We start from the raw sequence: 17,673 nt of genomic DNA, 5'->3' as shown, positions 1-17,673 counted from the left end.
CTCAGCGCTTGGCCTGCCAGGGGCAGTAGCAGCCCACGGCAAGCAGTCCTTTCGGGCGCACGGTCTCGCCGCGCACCAGTCTGTCCAGCAGCGGTTCGACGAAGCTGTTGGCCGAGTTGCAGACCATGCCGATGCTGTACGGTCCTGCGTAGGCGAGGTGGCCCTGGCGATCCCAGATGGCTACGGCGGGGCTGGCCGGAATGTGTTCGATGCCGTCGATGGTCGGCAGGTTGATCACCTTGTTGCGCAGTGGCTCGGGCAGCTCGCCCTGCGTACCCGGGCGGCGGATGGCATAGAAGTCGATGCCGGCGCGGCGGTACATGCTGATCAGGTAGCTCAGGTGCGCACCGGTCTCGCGGTTGCAGACCGCGCACGCCGGGTCCCAGAAATGCACCACGCGGATGCGGCCGGTATCACCGGCCAGATCGGCCGGCAGGCGCAGCTGCGAATCGTCGAAGACGATGGCCTGTTCGGTGAAGGTGGACTGCGCGCTGTAGCCGAAGTACTGCCACAGCGCAGCTGCCACGCCGGCCATGAACAGGCAGGCGATGGCGATCATCGTCGGCAGCAGCCAGCGGCGACGCGGCGCGGCTGCGCCCATCAGGAATCTTCCCGGCCGAACTTGTGCACGTACTGCTTGCGCATCTCGCGGCAGGAATCGGCCTGCGCGCGGCGCTGGATCTCGCTACGCGACGGATCCTCGCTGCGCTGCAAGCACTGCTCGATGGCGTGGCGTTCGGCGGCCTGCACATCCACGGTCTGCGGCTGCAGGCAGACCCAGGCCAGCGCGGCCAGCATCAACACCACAAAGCCACCGCACCCGGCCATCACCAGGTGGAATTTCAGTTTCTCGGCGCGCATCGATGCACGTCCCTTCATCCATACATTGCATACAAAATATCATCTTGTATGGATAAAGCGCCATGCGCCCCGTTCAGACGATGGCGTTGTGGCGTGCCTCGGGGGCCTCGGACAGGATCTCGTTCAGCTTGGCCAGCGCCCCGGCCAGCGCGCCCTGGTCGACCGCGCCGCCCAACGACAGGCGGATCGCGTTGCCCGGTGGCGGTTCTTCCACGCTGAAGGCATCGGAGCTGGCAATGCCCAGCCCCTGCTCCTGTGCGGCCTGGATCAACCGGTACTGGTCGAGCCGCGGCGGCAGCGGCAGCCACACATGCAGGCCGGCCGGATGCGCCTGGGCACGGGCCGGCAGGTAACGGGCGGCAATGGCCTGGCGCTCGCGCAGTTCCTGCTGGAAGCGCTGCACCATGTCCTGGGCCTGGCCGCTGCGGATCCACTGCGAGGCCACCGCCACCATCGACTGGGTCGGCATCAGTGCAATTGCGCGCAGCGCATCCAGCACCGGTTCCATCGGCTCGCCGGCCGGCACCACCAGATAGGCGGTGCGCAGGCCCGGGGCCAGGCACTTGGACAGGGTGGAGATGTAATAGACCGGGCAGCCGGCATCGCGGTGTGCGGCCAGCGGTGGCGCGGCGTCTCCGGCCAGCAACCAGTAGGGATCGTCTTCGATCACGGTCAGATCGTGACGCTTGGCGACCGCCAGCAGCGCCAGCCGGCGCTGTGCCGACATCGTTGCCGTGGTCGGGTTCTGGATGGTCGGCACCAGGTACAGCAGACGCGGGCGACGTAGCTGGCAGGCCTCCTCCAGCGCCTCCGGCAGCATGCCCTCGGCGTCCATCGCCACCGGCACCACGCCCCGCTGCAGCACGCGCGCGGCAGCCAGCAGGCCCGGGTAGGTCAGCTGCTCGGCGGCGATCAGCTCGCCCGGCTGGGTGCGGGCCAGGATCAGCGCACACAGCGCGGTCTGCGCGCCGGGGCAGATCACCACCTGGTCGGCACCCACCGTGCCCAGCATCGGCGCCAGCCACTGCACCGCAGCGGCGCGGTCCTCGCGGGTGCCGGCGCCGACGTGGTAGCTCATCAGTTCGCCCTGGCCCAGCTGCTGGCCCACGTGCTGGAAACCGGCCTCCATGCCCTGTGCGAACGGCGCGCTGCCCAGCAGCGGCGGGATGTTCATGCTCAGGTCCACCGAGGTGCTGCGGTTGCCGGCCGACAACGCGATGAAGGTACCGCCAGCGCCTTGGGCGTCGAGCAGGCCGGCCTGGCGCAGCTCGGCGAAGGCACGGGTGACCGTGGTCAGGTCCACGCCCACCTGCTGGGCCAGGTCGCGCTGCGGCGGCAGGCGGTCGCCCGGGCGCAGCACGCCGTCATCCACCGCCTCGCGCACCTGCTGGGCAATCTGCAGGTACAGCGGGCCGGCGCCCTCGCGGAAGGGGCGAACCCAGGTGCGATTGGGGTGTTTCAGGCGGCGGCCGGCGGCAGGTGGCGTCATCGGTCAGTTTTTTCCATACGTGTAGATGCACAAGTCCATACAATGATGTATCTTGTATAGGCTTGATTGGAGTGGTTCGCCTGCTTGTAGGCGACCTCGTACCCACAGTGTAGCCGCTCCACGCCCGGGCGCTGCGCGCAGGCGAGCCGGTCAAGCGCGCTTCTTCAACAGGGTTGACCTCCAATGAATATCTGCTGGAACCGCATCCGCCTGGCGCTGGTCGCCCTGGCCTGCGTCGGCCTGTCGGGCTGTGACTGGGTGCTGCTGGATTCGAAGGGCATGGTCGGGCTCGCCCAGCGCGACCTGATCCTGATCTGCATCGGCCTGATGCTGATCGTGGTGATACCGGCCATCGTGCTGACCTTCGTGTTCGCCTGGCGCTACCGCGCCGGCAATACCAAAGCCAAATACATGCCGGACTGGTCGCACTCCACCAAAGTGGAGATCGTGGTCTGGGGCGTGCCGCTGATCATCATCGCGGTGCTGGCGGTGATCGTGTGGAAGTCCACCCACGAGCTGGACCCCTACAAGCCGCTGGACGTGGCCGGTGAGCCGCTGCACGTGGACGTGATCGCCACCGACTGGAAGTGGGTGTTCGTGTATCCGGACCTCGGCATCGCCACGGTCAACCAGCTCAACTTCCCGGTCGACCGCCCGCTGGCGTTCAACATCACCTCCAACTCGACGATGAACACCTTCTTCATTCCGCAGCTGGGTGGGCAGATCTACGCGATGGCCGGCATGCGCACGCAGCTGCACCTGATCGCCAACGAGCCCGGCCAGTTCCGCGGCATGTCCGGCAACTACAGCGGGCATGGCTTCTCGAACATGAAGTTCATCGCCACCGCCAGCAGCAACGAAGACTTCGAGCGCTGGGTGGCCGAGGTGCGCAGCGCGCCGGACGCGCTCAGCTTCACGCAGTTCAAGGCGCTGGCCGCACCGTCGAAGAACGCACCGGTGCAGCACTTCTCCAGTGTTGAACCACTGCTGTTCAAGAAGGTCATCGACCAGTTCATCGGCGTTGGTGAGAACACCGCTGCTGCGACCCCGGCGGGCGCTGCCGGCGGTGCCCAGGTTTCCCAGGAGTAACGAACATGTTGGGTAAATTGACGTGGGAGGCCGTGCCGCTGCACGAGCCGATCGTCGTGGTCACATTGGCGGCCATGGTGCTGGGTGGCCTCGCGCTGCTTGGCGCGGTGACGTACTTCAAGCTGTGGGGCCCGCTGTGGCGTGACTGGTTCACCACCGTGGACCACAAGAAGATCGGCATCATGTACGTGGTGGTAGCGCTGGTCATGCTGGTGCGTGGCTTTGCCGATGCGCTGATGATGCGCGCCCAGCTGGCCGCGGCTGGCCCGGGCAGTGACGGCTTCCTGCCACCTGAGCACTACGACCAGATCTTCACCGCGCACGGCGTGATCATGATCTTCTTCGTGGCCACCCCGTTCGTGGTCGGCCTGATGAACATCATCGTGCCGCTGCAGATCGGCGCGCGCGACATGGCGTTCCCGTTCCTCAACGCCTTCAGCTTCTGGATCTTCGTGGTCGGCGCTGCGCTGATGATGATCTCGCTGGGCGTTGGCGAATTCGCCATGACCGGCTGGGTCGCCTATCCGCCGCTGTCGGGCATCGAGTTCAGTCCAGGGGTCGGTGTTGATTACTACATCTGGGCGTTGCAGGCTTCGGGCATCGGCACCTTGCTGACCGGCGTCAACCTGTTCATCACCATCCTGCGCATGCGTGCGCCGGGCATGACCCTGATGAAGATGCCGGTGTTCACCTGGACCGTGCTGGTCACCAGCGTGATCATCATCGCCGCCTTCCCGATCCTGACCGTGGCGCTGGGTGCGCTCACCCTGGACCGCTACCTGGACTTCAACTTCTACACCAACACGTTGGGTGGCAACCCGATGATGTACGTGAACCTGGTGTGGGCCTGGGGCCATCCAGAGGTGTACATCCTGGTGCTGCCGGCGTTCGGCATCTTCTCTGAAGTGACCGCCACGTTCGCGCGCAAGAAGCTGTTCGGCTACAAGTCAATGGTGGGCGCCACCCTGGCGATCGGCATCCTGTCGTTCATCGTCTGGCTGCACCACTTCTTCACCATGGGCTCCGGTGCCAGCGTCAATGCCTTCTTCGGCATCATGACGATGATCATCGCCATTCCCACCGGCGTGAAGATCTTCACCTGGCTGTTCACCATGTACGGCGGTCGCGTTGAGTTCAGCGTGCCGATGCTGTGGACCATCGCCTTCCTGGTCACCTTCACCATCGGTGGCATGACCGGCGTGCTGCTGGCCATTCCGGGCGCGGACTTCCTGCTGCACAACAGCCTGTTCCTGGTCGCGCACTTCCACAACACCATCATCGGCGGCGCGCTGTTCGGCTACCTGGCCGGCTTCGCCTACTGGTTCCCGAAGGTGTTCGGCTTCACCCTCAACGAGCGCCTGGGCAAGTGGTCGTTCGCCTGCTGGGTGATCGGTTTCTACCTGGCCTTCATGCCGCTGTACATGCTCGGCTTCATGGGCATGACCCGCCGCATGAACCAGTACGACAACCCGGCGTGGACGCCGTACCTGATCGCCGCCTTCATCGGTGCACTGTTCGTGTTCGCGGGCATCATCCTGATGCTGGTACAGATCTACGTGAGCGTGCGCGACCGCAAGCGCAACCTGGACCTGACCGGCGACCCGTGGAATGCGCGCACGCTGGAATGGGCCACGCCGTCGCCGCCGCCGTTCTACAACTTCGCCGTGGTGCCCAAGGCCGATGAGCTGGATGCCTTCCACGAAGCGAAGAAGCGCGGCCTGCCGCCGCCGCCGAAGAAGTACGCACCGATCCACATGCCGAAGAACACCGGCGTGCCGCTGATCCTCAACATCTGGATCCTGGTGTTGTGCTTCGCCCTGGTCTGGCACATCTGGTGGATGGCCGCGGCCAGCTTCATCGCGATGATCGTGACCCTGATCGTGCGGTCCTATGACGAGGACGTGGACTACTACGTCAGTTCCGAAGAGGTGGCGCGCACCGAAGCGGCCAACCTTGCCAAGCTGAAGGAGGTACGCGCATGAACCTGTTGACCCGCCCCGAGCTGGCCAGCGACACGCAGGCGCACGAGGACCACCACGAACACGACCATGGCCACGAACAGGGCGGCATGAAGGTGTTCGGCATGTGGGTCTACCTCATGTCCGACCTGGTGCTGTTCGGTTCGTTGTTCGCCTCGTACGCGGTGCTCAGCACCGCCTACGCCGGCGGCCCCACCGGCAAGGACCTGTTCTCGCTGCCGTTCGTGATGGCCGAGACCTTCCTGCTGCTGGTTTCCAGCATCACCTACGGCCAGGCCGTGCTGGCGATGCATCGTCACGACACCTCGGCAGTGCTGCGCTGGCTGGGCGTGACCTTCGTGCTCGGTGCCTCGTTCATCGGCATGGAGATCTACGAGTTCTCGCACCTGATCCACGAAGGCGCGGGCCCCAGCACCAGTGCCTACCTGTCGGCGTTCTTCGCGCTGGTCGCCACCCACGGCCTGCACGTGGCCAGCGGCCTGATCTGGATGGCGGTGGTCATGCACCAGGTCTACAGCCGCGGCCTGACCCCGACCAACATCACCCGCGTGTCGTGCCTGAGCCTGTTCTGGCACTTCCTGGACCTGGTGTGGATCTGCGTCTTCACCTTCGTCTACCTGATCGGAGCCTTCTGACATGGCCCACGTCGAAACCTCGCGCGCCGGCAATGCGCACGGCTCCACCAAGTCCTACCTGATCGGCTTCGTGCTGTGCGCGCTGCTGACCGTGGTGCCGTTCGCGCTGGTGATGAACCCGGTGCTGTCGCGGCCGCTCACGCTGTTCCTGCTGGTCGGCTTCGCGGTGGCGCAGATCCTGGTGCAGCTGGTCTATTTCCTGCACATGGACCGTAAGTCCGAAGGTGGCTGGAACCTGGCCAGCTTCGTGTTCACCCTGGTGATCCTGTTCATCGTCGTCGCACTGTCGGTCTGGATCATCTGGAGCATGCACTACCACATGATGATCAACTGACCGTGGCCGGGGTGATCGGCATGGACCGCGCGATCACCCCGGCACCTCCGTCCTCTTTCCCCCACGGGCAGGCCTGACCGAGACCCCGCCCGCGTCTGCGTTGGTGGTACCCGTGAAGCGCTTTGCTGCTGTTACCCGTTCGTTGTTCTCTCCCCGTTTCCGCCTGCCGCTGCTGGCAGGCCTGGCCATCGGCCTGCTGGCCGGCTGCAGTGCGCAGTCGCGCATGGACTTCTATTCCAAGGACATCGCCTGCGAAGAACTCGGCCAGCAGTGGTCGATGCCCGACAGCCACGGCACCGTGCGTGGCCCGAAGGACCTGCAGGGGCAGGTGACCTATCTGTTCTTCGGCTTCACCAGCTGCCCGGACGTGTGCCCGACCACCATGGTCGAGCTCAGCCAGGTCAAGCACCTGATGGGCAAGGATGCCGACCAGCTGCAGGTAGTGTTCGTCAGTGTCGATCCCGCACGCGACACGCCCGAAGTCGCCCGCACCTATGTGGAAGCGTTCGACCCCAAGGCGATCGCACTGGTCGGCAACGAAGCACAACTGGCCGCGATGGCCAGCGACTTCAAGGCGTTCTACGAAAAGGAACCCGGCCCGGTGCCGGACACCTACACCATGAGCCACATCGCCGGCGGCTACGTGTTTGATCGCCAAGGCCGCCTGCGCCTGTTCGCGCCCTACGGCATGCCGGTGGACAAGCTGTTCTCGGACGTGCAGCGCCTGCTGCTCGAGCCGGGCCACCCGGCCGCCGGCAACGATGCATTGGCCAGCTGCCACCTCAAGCACAGCGATACGCTCGCCGCCCGGTAGGGGTCGACCTTGGTCGACACGCAGTGAATGAATCTGGTGGGTGCCGACCGTTGGTCGGCACACCCCCCACACACCAATACCCCGGCCGACCAGGAGAGCCAATCGGCCGGGGGCACCACTCAACGCCTTACTTGGTTTCTTCCCACTGCACCACGTCCGGCTCGGCTGCCTTGATGCCGGCGGTCGACAGCAGCTTGGTGGTCGCATCCAGTGCCGCGTTCACCGACGGATACTCCACAATCGCGCGGCCCGAGGCCTTGGATACCTTCACCACGGTGCCGCCGGTGGCGGTGGCCGCACGCTGCGCCGAAGCCGCATCGGTGAAGAACACCTTGACCCGCGAGGTCGCCACGACCGGCGCGCCATCGTTGGAGACAGCGGCCGCAAACTTGCTGGCACCGGCATCCGCACGTGCGGCCACACCGGTAGACGCATCCGTGGACCGCTTGCTGCGGGTGCCGACGGCCGCCGCGCTGGCATCAGCCCCGGTGGTGATCCGGAACTGGCCGCCGCTGGCCTGCTGCACGGTTGCCGACGGTGCCAGCTGGAAGCGCGAGCCGCCCACATTGAACGAACGGCCGGTGGCCTCCGCCTTCAACTGCTGCGTGTCTACGGTCGACAAGGTCTTCGCCGGAGGTGTCTGGCCCGAGCTCTGTGCCCAGGCGGTGGTGGTCATCGCCGCGAGGGCGAGGGTGCTCAACAGAATGGTCGTCTTCATCATCAGTGCCCCAGAACGCGGATCTTGAAGAATTCGAGGTTGCCACGCGATGCAGCGTTCGCGGCCTGCCCCAGGTCGGTGACTTCCAGCGTCCAGGTGCCCGTGGCGTTCTCATCCAGGAAGGCATTGCTGGACAGCAGGTCCCAGTTGGTGAAGTTGCGCTGCACACCGTTGAGGCCAGAGCCGATCGCGGTGAATGCCGGTTGCACCACGCTGCGGGTGCCACTGGGCGAGATCAGCACGAACTGCAGCTGGCGGGTGTTGCTGTGGTTGACGCGGAAGCCGAGCTGCACGCTCTCGATGTTGCGTGCACCGTTGGCGAGCTGGAAGGTCAGGCGCGCCGCGGCCGCCGAGGTATTGCCGATGGCCACGGTACGCGTCGTGTTGCGCCAGCCACTATCCACCAGTGCACCCAGCGGCTGGAAGTCCTCTGCGACCTGTACCGCGCGTGCCGCATTGACCACACCGAAACCGTACCAGTTGCTGTAGGCACGGCCGGCGGCATTCACCGTCCAGCCCGGCACCAGCACGCGGCCGTCGGAGTGGGTCACCGCTGCCCGGTTCGGATCGGTGCGGGTGGCGGTGGTGGCCAGGATGTACTTCACATCGCGGTAGGACAGGTTCGGGTTGGTCTCCAGCAGCAGTGCCGCCACGCCCGACACCATCGGCGTGGCCGCCGAGGTGCCGTTCATCTTGCCTGTGTAGTTGCAGGTGCTGTCGATGGCAGACTGGTCGCCGTCCAAGGTGTTGCGCAGGCTCGTGTTCTTGTTGCTTCCCTGCGCGCAGCCGGTGACATCGGTGGTGAGGATGGCCGGATCGTAGCGGATCGCCAGCTGCCCCGGCACGACCTGCCGCTGCCAACCATTCTCACCGCCGAAGCCGGACACCCACAGCGCCGAGCCGGTGGACGAGTAGGACGAGCGCACGCCGTCGGCGCGCACGGCGGCAACGGTGATCACGTTGAACAGGTTGTTACGCGGGTCGCGACCGGCCGGAATGCAACCCGTGTTGCGGTTCTTGGTGTCTGCCGAGCAGATGTCGGTGCCATCCGAGCGTGCGCCGTTGTTGTGGTTGTTGCCGGCGGCCTTCACGTAGATGCCACCGCGCCCACCACGGGTGCCGGACATGGCCTGCTCATAGGCGGCGATGTCGTTCTGGCTATAGGCGAGCGGCAGGTTGGGGTTGCCCGGGCTGGAGCCCCAGCTGTTGTTGAAGACCCCCACGTCGGCCACTTCGGCGCCGTCCCACCACGAGTACTCGATGTTGGAATTCGAATTGCCCTGGGCATTGGAGGCCAGGAAATTGAAGCCCTTGAGTGTGGCCGCCGAGGCAACGCCGCGCACGCCCAGGTTGTTGGCACCTACAGCACCGGCGATGCCGCCGACCATGGTGCCGTGATTGTCGCGGTCGGGATTGGACGGTGAAGGGTTGTTGCTCTGGTTGGCGAAGTTCTTGCCGGCGACCGCCGCGACGTTGGCGGCCAGGTCCGGGTGTGCGATCTGCAGGCCGTCATCGACGATGGCGATGGTGACGCCCTGGCCACGGATGCCATTGCGGAACAGGCCATCCACGTTCAGATCGTTGCCAGCCACCGGCAGGGTATCGCCCAGTACGGCCTGTCCGGTGTTGAGCAGATGCCACTGACGCCCGGCCAGCGGATCGGCCTGCTGGGCCTGGGCGGTGACGGCCAGGCTGCCCAGCACCAGGGCAGTGGCAAGGGCCAGGCGCGCGGAGCGCGGTGGCGCGGAGCGTTGCGTGTGTCGCTTCATACACGAATCCTTCTGTTGTGAATCGGCATGGCAGGACGGCGGGGCGGAACTGCCCCATCGCAACGAGCCAAACGCGACACAACGAAGAACCCCCTACCTCTTCACACTCCCAATCTGCAGATGTGCCGATTGCGTCACAAACACTTATGCCGTGGGGTAATGACGACTGCAGCGGCCCGCATCTGGTAGGTGCCCATCTTGGTTGGCACGCGTATCGACGCATGGCGTGGATCCACCCGGCATCATCGCGCGCCCTCACATCCGGCTGTGCTACTACAGCCCGTGCACCCTTCCGCATCGGAGCACGATGATGGTCAACCCTCTGGCCCAGGCCCATCGCGGCCCCGGCACCACGCTGTTCAGCCTGTTGAACCCGATACCCTTCGGCTTATTCGTCGGTGCATTGATCTTCGACGCGATCTATCTCAACAGCGCCGAGGTGATGTGGGGCAAGGCCGCCGCCTGGCTGATCACCTTCGGACTGCTGATCGCCATCATTCCGCGCCTGATCAACCTGTTCGCGGTCTGGCGCCGCAGCGGTACCGCCACCCGCATCGACCGCATCGACTTCTTCCTCAACTTGGTCGCAGTGGTGCTGGCCATCTGGAACGCGTTCGTGCACAGCCGCGATGCGTATGCCGTCGCGGTGCCGGGTACGATCCTGTCGGCGCTGACCGTGGCCCTGATCGCCCTGGGCCTGATCCTGCTGTCACTGCAGCCGCCGGTGCTGCAGGGAGGTCGTCATGGCTAAGCACATCCTGCCCACCGTGGCCGCGCTGGCACTGGCCGTCACCCTGTCGGCCTGCGCGGGCAAGGCCGAATACCACCCCGCTGACCAGTCCGGCGCACAGCCGCCGCTGCCGGCACCGAAGAACTTCCTGATGCCGCCGATGCAGGTGCCACGTGGCGTGGGCTGGGCCGATGGGCAGTCACCCACAGTGGCCGAAGGCCTGAAGATCGAACGCATCGCCGCCAACCTGCAGCATCCGCGGCGATTGTTGACTCTGCCCAACGGCGATGTGCTGGTGGTGGAGGGCAATGGCCCCGGCGAAGAACCGGTCACCACGCCCAAGCAGTGGATTGCCGGCAAGGTGAAGGCGCGCTCGGGCAAGGCCGGCAAGGGCGGCAACCGGGTCACCCTGCTGCGCCGTGCGCCTGGTACTGCCACGTGGACCCAGCACGTGTACATCGAAGGCCTGCATTCGCCGTTCGGCATCCAGTTGATCGGTGACACGCTGTACGTGGCCAACACCGGCAATATCGTGCAGTACCACTACGTGCCGGGCGAGACCCGCATGTCCGACAAGGGCCGCGAGTTCACCGACCTGCCCAGCACCATCAACCACCACTGGACCAAGGAACTGCTGGCCAGCCGCGATGGCCGCAAGCTGTACGTGGGCGTGGGCTCCAACAGCAACATCACCGAGAATGGCCTGGCCGTTGAATACCGCCGCGCAGTGGTGCTGGAAGTGGACGTGGCCACCCGTGGCAGCCGCATCTTTGCGTCGGGCATCCGCAACCCGACCGGACTGGACTGGGAGCCGAGCACCGGCACGCTGTGGGCCGTGGCGAACGAACGCGATGAAATCGGTGCGGATCTGGTGCCCGATTACCTCACCTCGGTGAAGGAAGATGGCTTCTACGGCTGGCCCTACAGCTACTACGGTCAGCACGTGGACGAGCGCGTGCAGCCGCAGCGGCCGGACCTGGTGGCGAAAGCCATCACGCCGGACTACGCCATCGGCTCGCACGTGGCGCCGCTGGGCCTGCTGTTCTACACCGGCCAGGCACTGCCGGCGCAGTACCACGGCGGCGCCTTCATCGGCGAGCACGGCAGCTGGGATCGCTCACCATTGAGCGGCTACGAAGTGGTCTACGTACCGTTCAAGGACGGTAAGCCGACCGGGCGGCCGCAGACCGTGGTCAGTGGTTTCGCCTCGAAGGACGAGAAGACCCTGATGGGCGCACCGGTGGGGATGGCGATGGACGCCGAGGGCGCACTGCTGGTCGCCGACGACGTGGGCGACGTGGTGTGGCGGGTGTCGGCCAAGTAACTCTGCAGCGTCGAGCCACGCTCGACTGCGTTGGATCTGGCCCTTGTAGATACCGTGTCGCCCTCGCCTAGGCAAGGGCGACGTCAGGCTCAAAGGGTCGGTCACTTCTCAGTACGCCCCAAATCAGATGGATGAGCTTGCGCATCACTGCACACATGACGACCTTGAAGGGCTTGCCTTTCGCGCTGAGCCGGTCTGCAAAGGACTTCAGTGTGGGGTTGTGGGTCTTCCCGGTCAGCGCCGGCATGTACAGCTTTTTGCGGAAATTGGCGTCGCCGGCGCGTGATATCCGGCATTTGCCTTCGTAGTTTCCTGATTGACGCTGGGCCGGATTCAGGCCCGCGTGGGCAACCACCTGGCGCACGTCGCTGTATTTGCTTAGATCCCCCAGAATGGCCAACAGCTGGGCACTGCTGGTGTTGCCTACACCGGGGATGCTGGTAAGCAGTTGATGACGCCGGCGCAGGTCCGGATCGTTATCGATATGGTCCTCAATCGCCTTCTGGACCTGCTTGATCTGCTCTTCCAACGTCCGGATCACATCCTTGATCCCTTGCTGGACCGAGATATCGGCAACGTCCAGGCGGTTGTGCTCCATCTGCAGCATTTCCTGGAGATCATCTCGACGCCGTACCAAGGCGCGCAGCTTCACCTCCGAGGGCGTCGGCGGAACGTAGGGATGCAGCTTTTCCGAGCGTTGTGCCTCAAAAAACCGGGCAATCAGCTTGGCGTCGCTGCGGTCAGTCTTGGTCCGCATCCCCTCCGCCTGCCCAAACGCCTTTACTCGGGCGGGATTGGCCACATGAACCACGACCCCCGCCTCCACCAGTGCTTGAGCCAAGGCCTCGTGATAGATGCCTGTAGCCTCCATACCTACCGCCGCGTTCGGCGCATGCTTGGCGCGCCAAGCCAGAAGCTCATCAAAACCCTTTGGCGTATTGGGGAGTTTGGCCTTGGTTCGATACTTGCCGTGAGATAGAGGCAGGGCGATGTCAAAAGTCGCCTTGGCTGCGTCGATGCCGATAAATTGCATGATTTCGCTCCAGCTTGAACTTACGATCGTGATCGGAAGCCGCCAGACTTGCCCTTGTGAGTACAGGCTCTCACCCGATGGCGGGCCTAAGATACCGTTCAAGTTCCATGGCGGTGTCAGGCCGCCGACGCGCTGAATCTACTTTGCAAGCTCGAAGGCTTAAGAGCCGAGGCAGCGTCATCGGAGCCTCCCGGGTCACCGGGGGATTGTGCCTGATCAGGGCACGATCCAAGACACAAGAGTCGAGCCATGCTCGACTGCTTTTGCCAGCAGCAGTCGAGCATGGCTCGACTCTACAAAAAGCCATAAGCCGCCGAGCCTGGGATCGGTTCTACACTTCCGACGGCGCCGCGCGCAGCCCGCTGAACACCGATTCGGCAGCGAACCCCACGCCACCCAGCAGCACGCCGAAATACACCACCGTGGCCACAACAAAGCCGTACCCAGCGGCCACCGCCGCACCATCGCGCTGGATGAAGCCAATCGCAAAGGACATCAGCGCCAGCGCCGGCAAGGTATTGCTGAACGGAATCGGCCCGGCCGGCGCCATCAGCAGCAGGGTCGCGAACACCAGCATCAGGTTGTTCAGGCGCATCATCTTCTTCGAGCGCACCATCACTGCCAGCCGCATCGGCCGCGACAACCGCTCCATGCGGTGCACCCACTTCAGCGCACGGCCCAGGTTGGCCTTCAGCTTGTCGGTGGCGATCTCGCGGCGTGCCAGCTTCTGCGGCACCCACAGCGGCCGGTTGCGTACGCGGCTCAGGCCGATCAGCAGGATCGAGGCACCAAACACCGTGCTCAGCCCCGGAATCGACACCGGAATGATGAAGATGGCCGAGAGCAGGATCACGATCAGCAGCAGGCCTTCGTCGCCCAGCGCACTGAGCAGGGTGCCGACACTTACCTGGTCGCCGGGCAGCTCGTCGATCATCTGCTCGATCTGCTGGGCCAGGGGTGCGCTGTCATTGGTTTCGGGGGCACGGTAGGTCATGCGTCGCAAGGTTCTCCAGGGAAGGGCGGTCAGCGGGCCGTCCTGCGGTGGGGGACGCACAGGCTCCCGCAGTATCCCGGCCAACGTGGGCAAAGAGGTGAACCGGGCATGAGGGGTTAAACTGGCGTGCCCCGCACGAGTTGAACGCAATGGACATGGGCCGCAGGCAATCGACCATCGAACTGGTCGCCATCGATATGGATGGCACCCTGCTGGACCCCACCCACACGCTCACCGCGCGGGCCAAGCAGGCGATCGCGCAGGCGCGCGCGCTGGGCGTGCACATCGTGCTGACCAGTGGCCGCCCGGTTCCCGGCCTGGCACCGTTCCTGCACGAGCTGGGCATCACCGGCGACGACGACTACTGCATCGCCTGCAATGGCGGCCTGGTGCAGCGCATCGGCACGTGCGAAACCGTCGTCGAGTATCCGCTCAGCTTCGACGACTTCCTGTTCTGCGAGCAGGTGGCCCGCGATCTGGGTGTGCACTTCCAGGCGCTGGACAGCCGGCGCATGTATACGCCCAACCAGGACATCAGCTACTACACCGTGGCCGACTCGCATCTCTCGCGGATGCCGCTGTCCTATCGCCGCGTGGCCGACATGGACCCGTCCATGTCGTTCATCAAGCTGATGATGATCGACGAACCCGACGTGCTGGATGCCGCCATCGCGCGCCTGCCCAGCGAACTGACCGAGCGCTTCGCGGTGCTGAAGAGCGCACCGTTCTTCCTGGAGGTATTCGACCACCGCGCCGGCAAGGGGCCAAGCCTGCAGAAGCTGGCCGAGCACCTGGGCATCGACCGCGCCAACGTGATGGCCATCGGTGACCAGGAAAACGACCTGACCATGCTGCAGTACGCCGGTACCAGCGTGGCGATGGGCAATGCCATCGACGCGGCGAAGGCGGTGGCGCGGTTCGAGACCACCAGCAATGCAGACGAAGGCGTGGCGCGCGCCATTGAGCGTTTCGTCCTGCAGTAACCGCGCGTCCCTATGCCCTGGTAGGTGCCAACCTTGGTTGGCGCACGCACACCGTATGCGCCGACCAAGGTCGGCCTCTACCATGTCCCATCCGCCCTGGTAGGTGCCAACCTTGGTTGGCACACGCAGACGGCAAGCGCCGACCAAGGTCGGCCTCTACCGGGTCCCGTCCGCCTCGGTAGGTGCCAATCTTGGTTGGCACACGCGCACCGTATGCGCCGACCCAGGCTATACCCACGTATAACCCACCCATCCCCATCGCCATCCGCGCTGTACCACCGCGCAATGGCGAATGCGGCACTGCGATGCAAGAATTTCGCACGTCGAAATCACCCCATCGAATCCCACGGCAGATGATCGCCTTCGTCTGCTGACCGGCGCGCACCGCGCCGTCACTCCCTCAACGCAATCGCATTGCCAGCCAGGGCGCCGACACCGGTGCTGCAACGCGCTGGGCGTGCGCCTGCGCCGCTCTCTCCCTGCACCTGGATCTGCCCATGAACACCCCACCCACGACGCGCCTCGCTCTGGCCGTCATCACGGCCATCGCCGCACCTGCGTATGCCGCCGAGACTCACGACGCAGCGCATGACACCCCCACCACCTTGAATGCGCTGCAGGTCATCGCCACGCCGCGCGGCGCGGCCGTTGCGCCCACCCAGGTGGTTGGTCCAAACCGCTACGTCATCAAGGCCGAAGACCTCGACGCGATGGTCACCGGCAACAACGGTCTGGCCATGCTGAAGCAGGTACCGGGCGCCAGCTACACCGCCACCGATGGGCTGGGCCTGGATATCTCCGCCACCAGCTTGTTCGTGCGCGGCTTCCGCATGAATGAAATGGGCATCACCTTCGAAGGCGTGCCACTGAACGACAACGGCTTCCTCTCGCTCACCGGCACCAGCGTGGTGAACGTGGGCGTGCCCGATGGCATCGGCGCGATTACGGTCAGCCCCGGTGGCGCACCGGTCAGCGTGTTCTCCAGCAGCGTCAACGGCGGCAGCCTGGAATACCGCCTGCGCGAGCTGCAGGACACGCCCAGCCTGCGCGTGAAACAGGGCGTGGGCAGCAACAACACGCTGGTCACCACCGTGTCCGGGCAGAGCGGCCAGCTCGGCGAGCATGGCCCGAAAGTGCTGGTCGACCTGCAGCGTGTGTCTGCCGATAAGTACCAGGGCGAGGGCACCCAGAACTTCCTGCGCGGCGACCTGAAGCTGCAGCAGGATGTCGCCTGGGGTGACTTCACCGTGTTCCTGTCCGACAGCAAGGCCAAGGTCTGGGGCTACAACAACATCTCCTTCGACATGATCCGCAAGCTGGGCTGGAAGGCCGACATCTTCTATCCGGACTACGCGTGGGCCTGGTACGTGGCCTCGCCGGAGAATGCGGACAAGTCCTGCGGCGCCTACACCTGCGGTGAGCTGTCCGAACTGATCCCGTACGACACTGGCCAGATCACCCGCGACCGCGTGTCCTCGATCAACCATCGCTTCCAGATCACCCCGGCGCTGAGCGGCAACGTGCAGCTGTACAACGCCAACAGCCACACCCAGGCTACGCTGACCGACCCGACCGTGCCGTCGCCAAACGGCGCACCGTTCTCCGAACAGGTGCAGACGCCGCGTGTGAATCGGCTGGGTGGCATGGCCAACCTGCAGTTCGAGACCGGCGCGCACACCTTCACCGCCGGTTTCTGGCAGGAGAAGAGCAAGGCCGCAGCCAAGACCGAGTGGTACCAGCAGCCGCTGCTTGGCGAGGGCCCGCCGCTGAAGGCCACCGGTCCGTTCGATGTGTACGGACCTGCGTTCAAGACCGACAACGCATCGAGCTGGGTGACCCGCTCGCGCCAGTTCTACCTGCAGGACGACATCGTGTTGAACGACACGCTGAAGCTGGGTGTCGGCTTCAAGGCCGTGGACTTCCGCACGAGCGGTGGCGGCCTGGGGGATGCCAAGGACCGGCCGGTGAACGGCACGCTGCGCGCGAAGAGCAACTTCCTGCCGCATGTCTCGCTGTTCTGGAGCCCGACCGAAGCCACCGATGCCTTCATCGACCTCGCCAACACCATGAACGGCTACCGCGTGGCCCAGCGCGGCAACATCGGCTACACCGCCTCGGCGTGGACCATCACCGACCAGGAAGAGTTCGACCGCGTGGCCGGCACGCTGCGCCCGGAGAAGAACTGGAATCTGACCGTCGGCGCGTCGCATCGCTTCGACCGGCTGACGATCACCGGTGACGTGTTCTACAACGACATCCGCAACCGCCTGCTGTCGGCCGCCATCGGCACCCAGTTCGCGCAGATCAACACCGTGCGGTTGATGCCGAAGATGCACGTGATCGGCGCCGACCTCGGCATCACCGCCGACCTGACCGACCACCTGCAGTTCTACCAGGGCGTGGCCGTGGCCCGTTCGTACTACGACAGCGATTTCGTGGTGGGCGACACGGTGTACCCGATCAAGGGCAACGCCCAGCCGGGCTATCCGCAGATCTCGCTGGTCAGCGACCTGTCGGCGCATTTCGGTGACTGGCGCTTCGGTGCCACCAGTACCTCCTACCTGCGCCAGCCTTTCACCTACGAGAACGACATCCGCGTGCCGACCTTCTGGCAGGTCAACACCTATGCCGCCTACCGCTTCGGTGCGGACAGCGCGGTGCCGGGCCTGGAGCTGCGGCTGGACGTGAGCAACCTGTTCAACCGCCACAACATCGGCACCGCCACCATCGCCGGCTCGTCGTTCTCGGGGGATTACCAGACCCTGCAGCGCAGCGCGCCACGGCAGCTGATGTTCAGCACCTCGATGGCGTTCTAAGTAGATCCACGCCATGCGTGGATGCACCTGGCGGTCCCCAGGCAGGTGCCCAGATCCGCCCACAAACCCGCCTTGCGCAATCAACAGGGATTTTCTGGCGGCGAC

Annotated in this window: 16 protein-coding genes; 9 read left to right on the top strand and 7 right to left on the bottom strand. The window is 65.0% G+C overall.

What is annotated here, in order from left to right; translation table 11 throughout:
• Window position 1 precedes the first annotated feature (1 nt).
• The 3 genes from ACSYS9_RS23015 to ACSYS9_RS23005 are packed head-to-tail and all read right to left on the bottom strand — an operon-like array spanning window position 2 to window position 2,350.
• Complete coding sequence (locus ACSYS9_RS23015) at window positions 2-601, bottom strand: DUF6436 domain-containing protein (protein WP_071227645.1); 600 nt, start codon at window positions 599-601, stop codon at window positions 2-4.
• The gene (locus ACSYS9_RS23010) at window positions 601-879 is read right to left on the bottom strand and encodes a hypothetical protein (protein WP_019336318.1); all 279 of its coding nucleotides are present in this window, start codon (window positions 877-879) and stop codon (window positions 601-603) included. The genes ACSYS9_RS23015 and ACSYS9_RS23010 overlap by 1 nt, the downstream gene beginning before the upstream one ends.
• A 55-nt stretch (window positions 880-934) precedes the next feature.
• Complete coding sequence (locus ACSYS9_RS23005; RefSeq protein WP_071227644.1) at window positions 935-2,350, bottom strand: aminotransferase-like domain-containing protein; 1,416 nt, start codon at window positions 2,348-2,350, stop codon at window positions 935-937.
• 183 nt (window positions 2,351-2,533) lie between these two features.
• Between ACSYS9_RS23005 and cyoA the strand changes: the two genes are divergently transcribed.
• From cyoA to ACSYS9_RS22980, 5 genes are all read left to right on the top strand, one after another.
• Window positions 2,534-3,439: a ubiquinol oxidase subunit II gene (gene cyoA, locus ACSYS9_RS23000; protein ID WP_071227643.1), complete on the top strand. Its 906-nt coding sequence runs from the start codon at window positions 2,534-2,536 to the stop codon at window positions 3,437-3,439.
• A 5-nt stretch (window positions 3,440-3,444) separates the two neighbouring features.
• On the top strand, window positions 3,445-5,421 hold the full coding sequence (gene cyoB, locus ACSYS9_RS22995; RefSeq protein WP_006474876.1) for a cytochrome o ubiquinol oxidase subunit I: 1,977 nt from the start codon (window positions 3,445-3,447) through the stop codon (window positions 5,419-5,421).
• Window positions 5,418-6,053, top strand: coding sequence for a cytochrome o ubiquinol oxidase subunit III (gene cyoC, locus ACSYS9_RS22990; RefSeq protein ID WP_012512371.1), 636 nt, complete (start codon window positions 5,418-5,420; stop codon window positions 6,051-6,053). The genes cyoB and cyoC overlap by 4 nt, the downstream gene beginning before the upstream one ends.
• A gap of 1 nt (window position 6,054) precedes the next feature.
• Window positions 6,055-6,387 (top strand): cytochrome o ubiquinol oxidase subunit IV, encoded by a 333-nt coding sequence (gene cyoD, locus ACSYS9_RS22985; protein WP_006399830.1) that lies wholly within the window; start codon window positions 6,055-6,057, stop codon window positions 6,385-6,387.
• 142 nt (window positions 6,388-6,529) lie between these two features.
• A complete protein-coding gene (locus tag ACSYS9_RS22980) occupies window positions 6,530-7,201 on the top strand; it encodes an SCO family protein (RefSeq protein ID WP_071227642.1) in 672 nt (223 codons plus the stop codon).
• 127 nt (window positions 7,202-7,328) lie between these two features.
• Here the strand turns inward: ACSYS9_RS22980 and ACSYS9_RS22975 are convergent, their stop codons facing one another.
• Together ACSYS9_RS22975 and ACSYS9_RS22970 are read right to left on the bottom strand one after the other, a co-directional pair.
• Window positions 7,329-7,922, bottom strand: a complete 594-nt coding sequence (locus tag ACSYS9_RS22975; protein ID WP_006399785.1) for a S8 family serine peptidase — start codon at window positions 7,920-7,922, stop codon at window positions 7,329-7,331.
• Window positions 7,922-9,688: a S8 family serine peptidase gene (locus ACSYS9_RS22970; protein WP_049400824.1), complete on the bottom strand. Its 1,767-nt coding sequence runs from the start codon at window positions 9,686-9,688 to the stop codon at window positions 7,922-7,924. The genes ACSYS9_RS22975 and ACSYS9_RS22970 overlap by 1 nt, the downstream gene beginning before the upstream one ends.
• 310 nt (window positions 9,689-9,998) lie before the next feature.
• On the opposite strand from ACSYS9_RS22970, the gene ACSYS9_RS22965 reads away from it, so the two are divergent.
• A complete protein-coding gene (locus ACSYS9_RS22965) occupies window positions 9,999-10,439 on the top strand; it encodes a DUF2231 domain-containing protein (protein ID WP_071227662.1) in 441 nt (146 codons plus the stop codon).
• Window positions 10,432-11,742 carry a PQQ-dependent sugar dehydrogenase gene (locus tag ACSYS9_RS22960; RefSeq protein ID WP_071227641.1) on the top strand — a complete coding sequence of 437 codons (1,311 nt, stop codon included), beginning with the start codon at window positions 10,432-10,434 and terminating at the stop codon, window positions 11,740-11,742. Before ACSYS9_RS22965 ends, ACSYS9_RS22960 begins: the two co-directional genes overlap by 8 nt.
• 67 nt (window positions 11,743-11,809) lie before the next feature.
• Here ACSYS9_RS22960 and ACSYS9_RS22955 read toward each other — a convergent pair whose 3' ends face one another.
• Window positions 11,810-12,775 carry an IS110-like element ISStma4 family transposase gene (locus ACSYS9_RS22955; protein WP_440568632.1) on the bottom strand — a complete coding sequence of 322 codons (966 nt, stop codon included), beginning with the start codon at window positions 12,773-12,775 and terminating at the stop codon, window positions 11,810-11,812.
• Between the two features lie 331 nt (window positions 12,776-13,106).
• Window positions 13,107-13,769 carry an exopolysaccharide biosynthesis protein gene (locus ACSYS9_RS22950; RefSeq protein WP_049421123.1) on the bottom strand — a complete coding sequence of 221 codons (663 nt, stop codon included), beginning with the start codon at window positions 13,767-13,769 and terminating at the stop codon, window positions 13,107-13,109.
• 149 nt (window positions 13,770-13,918) lie between these two features.
• Here ACSYS9_RS22950 and yidA point away from each other — a divergent pair, with 149 nt between their 5' ends.
• Together yidA and ACSYS9_RS22940 are read left to right on the top strand one after the other, a co-directional pair.
• Window positions 13,919-14,752 carry a sugar-phosphatase gene (gene yidA / locus ACSYS9_RS22945; RefSeq protein ID WP_071227716.1) on the top strand — a complete coding sequence of 278 codons (834 nt, stop codon included), beginning with the start codon at window positions 13,919-13,921 and terminating at the stop codon, window positions 14,750-14,752.
• Between the two features lie 497 nt (window positions 14,753-15,249).
• Window positions 15,250-17,568, top strand: coding sequence for a TonB-dependent receptor (locus ACSYS9_RS22940; RefSeq protein WP_071227715.1), 2,319 nt, complete (start codon window positions 15,250-15,252; stop codon window positions 17,566-17,568).
• Window positions 17,569-17,673: the final 105 nt, after the last annotated feature.

The organism is Stenotrophomonas sp. STK17_22, from assembly GCF_051983905.1.
GTDB classification, from domain to species: domain Bacteria; phylum Pseudomonadota; class Gammaproteobacteria; order Xanthomonadales; family Xanthomonadaceae; genus Stenotrophomonas; species Stenotrophomonas maltophilia_A.
Note: the sequence above shows the minus strand (reverse complement) of the source record. Positions and strands in the feature narration are given on the sequence as shown.